At 65.4% G+C, this 7,140-nt stretch carries 6 protein-coding genes; 2 read left to right on the top strand and 4 right to left on the bottom strand.

All coding sequences use genetic code 11. The annotated features are described in order from the left end of the window. Positions 1–2,080: molybdopterin-dependent oxidoreductase (locus VKP01_RS04005; RefSeq protein WP_324410497.1), on the bottom strand; the 2,080-nt coding region annotated here is incomplete at its 3' end. A gap of 81 nt (positions 2,081–2,161) precedes the next feature. Further along, complete coding sequence (locus tag VKP01_RS04010) at positions 2,162–2,872, bottom strand: TlpA disulfide reductase family protein (RefSeq protein ID WP_324410498.1); 711 nt, start codon at positions 2,870–2,872, stop codon at positions 2,162–2,164. Between the two features lie 39 nt (positions 2,873–2,911). Here VKP01_RS04010 and argH point away from each other — a divergent pair, with 39 nt between their 5' ends. Then, positions 2,912–4,303, top strand: coding sequence for an argininosuccinate lyase (gene argH / locus VKP01_RS04015; RefSeq protein WP_324410501.1), 1,392 nt, complete (start codon positions 2,912–2,914; stop codon positions 4,301–4,303). 95 nt (positions 4,304–4,398) lie between these two features. Here the strand turns inward: argH and VKP01_RS04020 are convergent, their stop codons facing one another. Then, positions 4,399–4,665 (bottom strand): hypothetical protein, encoded by a 267-nt coding sequence (locus VKP01_RS04020; protein ID WP_324410502.1) that lies wholly within the window; start codon positions 4,663–4,665, stop codon positions 4,399–4,401. 2 nt (positions 4,666–4,667) lie between these two features. Continuing rightward, positions 4,668–6,056, bottom strand: coding sequence for an MFS transporter (locus VKP01_RS04025; RefSeq protein WP_324410504.1), 1,389 nt, complete (start codon positions 6,054–6,056; stop codon positions 4,668–4,670). Between the two features lie 204 nt (positions 6,057–6,260). Between VKP01_RS04025 and VKP01_RS04030 the strand changes: the two genes are divergently transcribed. After that, positions 6,261–7,140: amidase family protein (locus tag VKP01_RS04030; RefSeq protein ID WP_324410506.1), on the top strand; the 880-nt coding region annotated here is incomplete at its 3' end.

Raw genomic sequence — 7,140 nt, forward strand, 5'->3', positions numbered from 1 at the left:
AGGCCGAGGCGGGGAGCACGATATCGGCAAACATCGCCGTCTCGGTGAGGAAGATGTCCTGCACCACGAGATGCTCGAGCGCGGCCAGCGCCTCGCGCGCATGGGCGACGTCGGGATCCGACATGGCCGGGTTCTCGCCCATGATGTACATGGCACGTATCTCTTCACGATGGATCGCCTCGATGATCTCGACCACGGTGAGCCCCGGCTGCGGGTCGATTTCAAAGCCCCAAAGCGCCTCGAACCGCTCGCGCACGGCGGGATCGCTCACCTTCGCGTAATCGGGCAGGACCATCGGGATCAGCCCCGCATCGGAGGCGCCCTGCACATTGTTCTGGCCGCGCAGGGGATGCAGACCGGTGCCGGGGCGCCCGACATGGCCGGTCATCAGGGCGAGCGAGATCAGGCAGCGGGCATTGTCGGTGCCATGCGTGTGTTGCGAGACACCCATTCCCCAGAAAATCATGGCGCGTTCCGCCGTCGCATAGGCGCGGGCCAGGTCGCGGATGTGCCCGGCCTCGATGCCGCAAACGGGCGCCATGGCTTCCGGCGTGTAGCGGGCAAGGTGCGCCGAGAGCTTGTCGAAGCCTTCCGTATGGGCCTGGATATATTGCCGGTCATAGAGCTCTTCCGCCACGATGACATGCATCATGGCGTTGAGCAGAGCCACGTCCGAGCCGGGGCGGAACTGTACGAGATCGCTGGCGTGCTTGCGCAGGGCGTGCCCGCGCGGATCCATCACGATCAGCCGCGCGCCGGCCTTGGCGGCCTGCTTGAGATAGGTCGCGGCGACGGGGTGGTTCTCGGTCGGATTGGCGCCGATCACGATGATCACATCGGCGTGGCGCGCATCGGTGAACGGCGCCGTCACAGCGCCGGAGCCGATCCCCTCCATCAGGGCGGCGACGGAGGAAGCGTGGCACAGCCGCGTGCAGTGATCGACATTGTTGGTGCCGAAAGCCTGCCGGATCAGCTTCTGGAAGAGATAGGCCTCCTCGTTCGACCCCTTGGCCGAGCCGAAACCGGCAATGGCGCGCCCGCCATGATCCTTCCGGATGCGTTTCAAGCCTTTGGCGGCGAGGCCCAGCGCCTCGTCCCAGCTCGCCTCGCGAAAATGCGTGAGCGGGTTCGCGGGATCGACATTGAGCCCCTTGGGCGCGTTCTCGCGGCGGATCAGGGGTTTGGTCAGGCGCTGGGGGTTGCTGATATAGTCGAAGCCGAAGCGGCCCTTGACGCAGAGCCGGTTCTCGTTGGCCGGCCCGTCGCGCCCCTCGACATAGGCGATTTCACCGTCGCGGACCTTGTAGGAGATCTGGCAGCCCACGCCGCAATAGGGGCAGACGGAATCGACCTCGCGATCGACCGCCCGCGTGCCGATCTGCGTATCGGCATCGACGATGGATTTCGGCATCAGCGCGCCGGTGGGGCAGGCCGCAACGCATTCGCCGCAGGCCACACAGGTGGAATCCGCCATGGTATCGTCGAGATCGAAGACGGGGCGATGATGATCGCCGCGAAAGCCCATGCCGATCACGTCGTTGACCTGAACGTCGCGGCACGCGCGGGCGCACAGATTGCAGGCGATGCAGGCGTCGAGATTGACCGCCATGGCCGGGTGCGAGAGATCCTGATGCGGGGTTTCATCCGCAAAACGCGAGGGAAAGCGCGATTGCGCGACGCCTTGTGCCTCGGCGAAGTGCCACAGGGGCGCAATCTGGTCATGCGCCGTCTCTTGCGGCGGTTGGTCGGCGACGAGGAGTTCCATCACCAGCTTGCGCGCGGTGACAGCGCGGTCGGAGGCGCTGGTGACCACCATGCCGGGCTGCGCTTCGCGGATGCAGGAGGCGGCAAGCACGCGCTCTCCCGCGATCTCGACCATGCAGGCGCGGCAATTGCCGTCCGGCGCATAGCCCGCTTCCGGGCGATGGCACAGATGCGGGATGGTGACACCCTCGCGCCGGGCCACGTCCCAGATGGTCTCGCCGGCACGGGCGATAACCTCACGCCCGTCGAGTTCGAAGATGATACCGGTCTGCGCGCTTGCGCCCTGATCGGCGCCCGATTCCGTTGCCCGCGCCATCACGTCCTCCCGACGCCCAACACGCGACGAAGCCGCTTCGCCTAGCGTAGAAGAGCATCAGAACAACAGTGCAGGCCCGCGTCAAGATGAACCGCGCGCACCGGCGAGCGCTTCGCGCAGAAAGCGGAACCCGTCCTCGCTGGCCCAGTCGGCATAGCCGCGCAGAACGGCGAGTTCGCAATTGCCGGGCCCGAAGATTACCGTCGTCGGCAGGCCCACGACATGGCCGGAACGCTGCAGGCTCTGGAGCAGTACGCCGTCATGCTCGGCGAAGAAGCGCAGATCGTCGATGCCGTGCTCTTCCAGCCAGGCGCGCGGCTGGTCGAGATTGCGGGTATCGACATTGATCGCCACCACTTCGAAATCGTCACCGCCGAATTCCGTCTGCAGGGTATTGAGCGCCGGCATCTCCTCGCGGCAGGGCGCGCACCAGGTGGCCCAGAGATTGACGAGCACCGTGCGCCCGGAGAAATCGGCCAGCGTCATGGCCTCGCCATCGGGGCCGGCAAAGCTGAATTCGGGTGGCAGGCGCGGCACTTCATGCACGTTCACCGCCGCCACCGCGCCACGCGCATGCGGCGCCAGCGCCTCAACCAGCGGAACCGATGGCGCGCAGGCTTCCGCTACCGCCTCACCGCCGGGGGAGAGCATGGTATAGGCGATACCCGCCACTCCGATGAGCAGGCCCAGCGCGATCAACGCTTTCGGGGCCTTGCCCCGTCCGGAAGCAGGCGCTATCGCTTGATCGGGATCATCGACGGGGCGGTTCGGCTCGTCATTCTGCATCGTCATCGTCGGTTTCACCGTCATTCCATCAAGAGGGGCCAGCACGTGAGCAATCGGATGTGGGGCGGACGCTATGCCAGCGGACCCGCCGAAATCATGGAGGAGATCAACGCCTCCATCGACTTCGACAAGCGCATGGCACGCCAGGACATTCAGGGCTCGCTCGCCCATGCCGCGATGCTGGCCGAAACCGGCATCCTCTCCCGTGAAGATGTGGCGGCGATCTCGGGCGGACTCAAGAGCGTATTCGAGGAAATCGAAGCGGGATCGTTCACGTTCTCGCGCGCCCTCGAAGATATCCATATGAATGTCGAGTCACGTCTAAAGGATCTGATCGGCCCGGTGGCCGGGCGCCTGCATACGGGCCGTTCGCGCAACGATCAGGTCGCGACTGATAACAAGCTCTGGGTGCGCGACACGATCGACACCCTCGACGCCCAGATACGCGGCCTGCAAACGGCCCTCGCCGAGAAGGCCCATGCCTTCGCTGGAGCGGTGATGCCCGGCTTCACGCATCTGCAATCGGCCCAGCCCGTCACTTTCGGCCATCACCTGCTGGCCTATGTCGAGATGCTGGGCCGTGATCGCGGGCGGCTCGCGGATGCGCGCAAGCGCCTCAACGAATGCCCGCTCGGCGCGGCGGCCCTGGCCGGCACGTCCTTCCCGATCGATCGCGAGATGACGGCGAAGGCGCTGGGTTTCGATCGGCCCACGGCGAATTCGCTCGATTCGGTGGCCGATCGCGATTTTGCTCTGGAGACGCTTTCGGCCGCTTCGATCTGCGCGGTGCATCTGTCGCGCTTTTCGGAAGAGATCGTGCTGTGGATGACGCCGCAATTCGCCTTCATCCGGCTCTCCGACAAGTTCACCACCGGCTCCTCGATCATGCCGCAGAAGAAGAACCCGGATGCCGCGGAGCTGATACGCGGCAAGTCCGGGCGCATTTTTGGCGCGCTCCAGGCCCTGCTCGTCGTAATGAAGGGGCTGCCGCTGACCTATTCCAAGGACATGCAGGAAGACAAGGAAGGCATGTTCGACGCGCTGCAATCGCTCTCGCTCTGCCTCGCGGCGATGACGGGCATGGTGCAGGACATGGAGCCCGATACCAAGGCGATGAAGCGCTGGGCCGGCGCCGGTTTTTCCACCGCCACCGATCTCGCCGACTGGCTGGTGCGCGTCCTCGACATGCCCTTCCGCGACGCCCACCACGTTACCGGGCGCCTCGTCGCCATGGCGGAAGCGCAGAAGACGGGGCTGGAAAAACTCACGCTCGCCCAGATGCAATCGGTCGAGCCGCGCATCACCGACGAGATCTTCAAGGTGCTGGGTGTCGAGCGCTCGGTGAAAAGCCGCGTGAGCTATGGCGGCACCGCACCGGCCAATGTCAAGCGCCAGGCCAAACGCTGGCTGACGCGGCTGGAGAAGGACGCCGGGTGAGGCGGGAGGGCTTTGGACCCCGCTTCCTCAGATGAAAACATCGCCATCGAGCCGATCGATCACTGCCAACACCGCAGTGCTGCGGCCATGCCGGATCAGATCGACCGAACGCGTCCCGTCCAGCTGCGGATGGGGCGCATGAAGCCAATGCGTATCTTGTCCGGAGTGTAATACGCACCGAGCTGTTCGGTGACGCGACGCAGATCCGCGAGAATCAGCGCATGGCGTGGCGGCGGCTTGGTGTGGCCACTCTTCCAGCCAGCGATTGCGGCTATCGGGACATCGGCAATCGCGGCGATGTCCTCATCCGTCAGACCACCATTCTGCACAAGCGATTTGATCAGAATTTGGTCGAGATCCATCCTCACCCCCCGTTCGCCACGCCCTTGAGCACCGCCTTTGGCGCCTCCGGGCGGCGCGCCTTCGGGGCGGGGACGGTGGCGAGCAGGAGGGCGCCGGCGGTCCAGATGAGGACGATGGTGGCCATGCCGGCGCGCTGGCTGTCGAAGATCGTCGTGGCGGTGGCGTAGAGCACCGGGCCGAGGAAGGAGATTGACTTGCCGGCCAGGGCATAGAGGCCGAACATTTCCGATTCCATCGCTTGCGGCGTCAGCCGCGCCATCATCGAGCGCCCTGCCGCCTGGGCGGGGCCGACGAAGATGCCGAGCCCGAGCGCCAGCGCGATGAAGGTGGTGACGTCATCGACCATCAGGATCGTCACGCCAAGTCCGATCAGGCCGGCAAGTGCGATCAGGATCGTCGCCTTCGGTCCGATCCGGTCATCGACGAAGGCGAAGCTCGCGGCACCGAGCCCCGCCGTGACATTGAGGCCGATGGCGAAGATCAGGATCTGGTCGAAGCTCATGCCGAAGGTGCCCGCCGCATAGAGCCCGCCCACGGCAAACAGCGTCGACAGGCCGTCGCGATAGAGCGCGGAGGCGATCAGGAAGCGCACGAGATGTCCCTGATGGCGGATCTGCTTCAGCGTGTTCCACAAGACCGCAAGGCCCCTGGTGACATGCTCGCGCCAGGGCGCCGGACTGGCCTTCGTATCAGGTGTGAGAAAGAACAGCGGCAGAGAGAAGAGGAAGAACCAGGCCGCCACGACCAGCACCGTGGCACGCACGTTCTGCGCGCCATCCGTACCCACCAGTCCGAAGAACGGCTCCTCGGCCTGAACCAGCAGGACGAGGCACAGGGCCAGCGCACCGAGGCCGCCCATATAACCCATGCCCCAGCCCCAGCCGCTGATCCGCCCGGTCATGTCCGGCGGCGCGATCACCGGCAGCATGGAATTGTAGAACACCGTGCCGAGCTCGAAGGCAATCGAGGCGATGATCATCAATGCAAGCGCGTAGACCACGAAGGACGCGTCAGGCCGGGCGAAATACAAAAGGGCCGTCGCGATCACGGTGATCATCATGAAGCTGAACAGCCACGGCTTGCGCCGCCCGCCACGATCAGCGATCGATCCGAGAATCGGGCTCAGGATCGCCACGGTCAGTCCCGCCGCGCCCAGCGCATAGCCCCACAAGGCCGCGCCGGCTGTCTCGTCGCCATAGATGCCACGGGCGAAATAGACCGAAAAGATGAACGTGCCGATCACCGTGTTGAAGGCGGAATTCGCCCAGTCATACAGACACCAGGCCGCGAGGCCCAGGCGGCGACGCCCGCGCTCGGGATCCGGCGCCCGAGGCGGAGCCGCGTCCTGCTCTGCGGGGTCCTGGGTCGATGCGCCGGGGGATTGCGCCAAGATCTCGCTCCGCTGATTCGCTGTGCCGCAGGTAGCCTACAGGCATTCGCCCACCATCGCATCCTCCACGCCGAACCGGCGACCAAAACCCAACCGGCTCTTGCACGGCTTCGCGTACTTTCCTGCCCGCGGTGGACTGGTCAGCCCGGCGGGCTTTGTTAAGCTGCCGTCAAAGCCACAGACCCATCGACCGAGGGCAACAGCGTGACCGATCTTCTCTCCTTCGACGCCCATGACCTTCTCGCCGCCTATCGCAACCGCACAATTTCACCGAAAGAGGTCGCGACTACCGTTCTCGATGCGATCGAGGCACATCAGCCGGCGCTCAACGCCTTCGTCTGGATCGACCGCGAGACGGCGCTCGCAAAAGCGGGCGAATCGGAGGCACGCTGGGTGAAGGGCGAACCCTTGGGTGCGCTCGATGGCCTGCCCATGACGGTCAAGGACAATGTCGCGCAGGAAGGCTATTCGATGCTGCGCGGTTCGCGCACATCCGCTGACAGTCGAATGGCCTTTTCCGCGCCGGTGGTGGGGCGCATGGTCGAGGCCGGGGCGATTCCGGTCGGGCGCACGACTTTGCCGGAATTCGGCTGGAAGGGCCTCGGCGATTCGCCGCAGCACGGCATCACGCGCAACCCTTGGGATACGCGCCACACCACCGGTGGCTCCTCGGCCGGGGCCGGTGCCGCCGCCGCGCTCAATCTGGGTGTTCTGCATATCGGCACGGACGGCGCCGGTTCGGTGCGCATTCCGTCGAGCTTTTGCGGGATCTTCGGGATGAAACCGAGCTATGGCCGCATCCCGGCTTATCCGCCCTCACCTTTCGCGATCGTCTCGCATATCGGCCCAATGACCCGCTCGGTGCGCGATGCGGCATTGATGCTCAGCCTGACCAGCGGGCCCGATGCGCGTGATATCACCGCACTGCACGGTGCTTCGCCCGATTTCCGTGTGGGACTCGAAGACGGGGTGCGCGGCCTGCGCATCGGCTGGAGCCCGCGACTGGGTTACGTCGAGAATCTCGACCCGGAAGTGGAGGCGATGACGGCGAAGGCGGCGAAGGTCTTCGAGGAGCTCGGCGCGC

It is taken from the genome of Saliniramus sp. (genome assembly GCF_035311605.1).
GTDB lineage: Bacteria > Pseudomonadota > Alphaproteobacteria > Rhizobiales > Beijerinckiaceae > Saliniramus.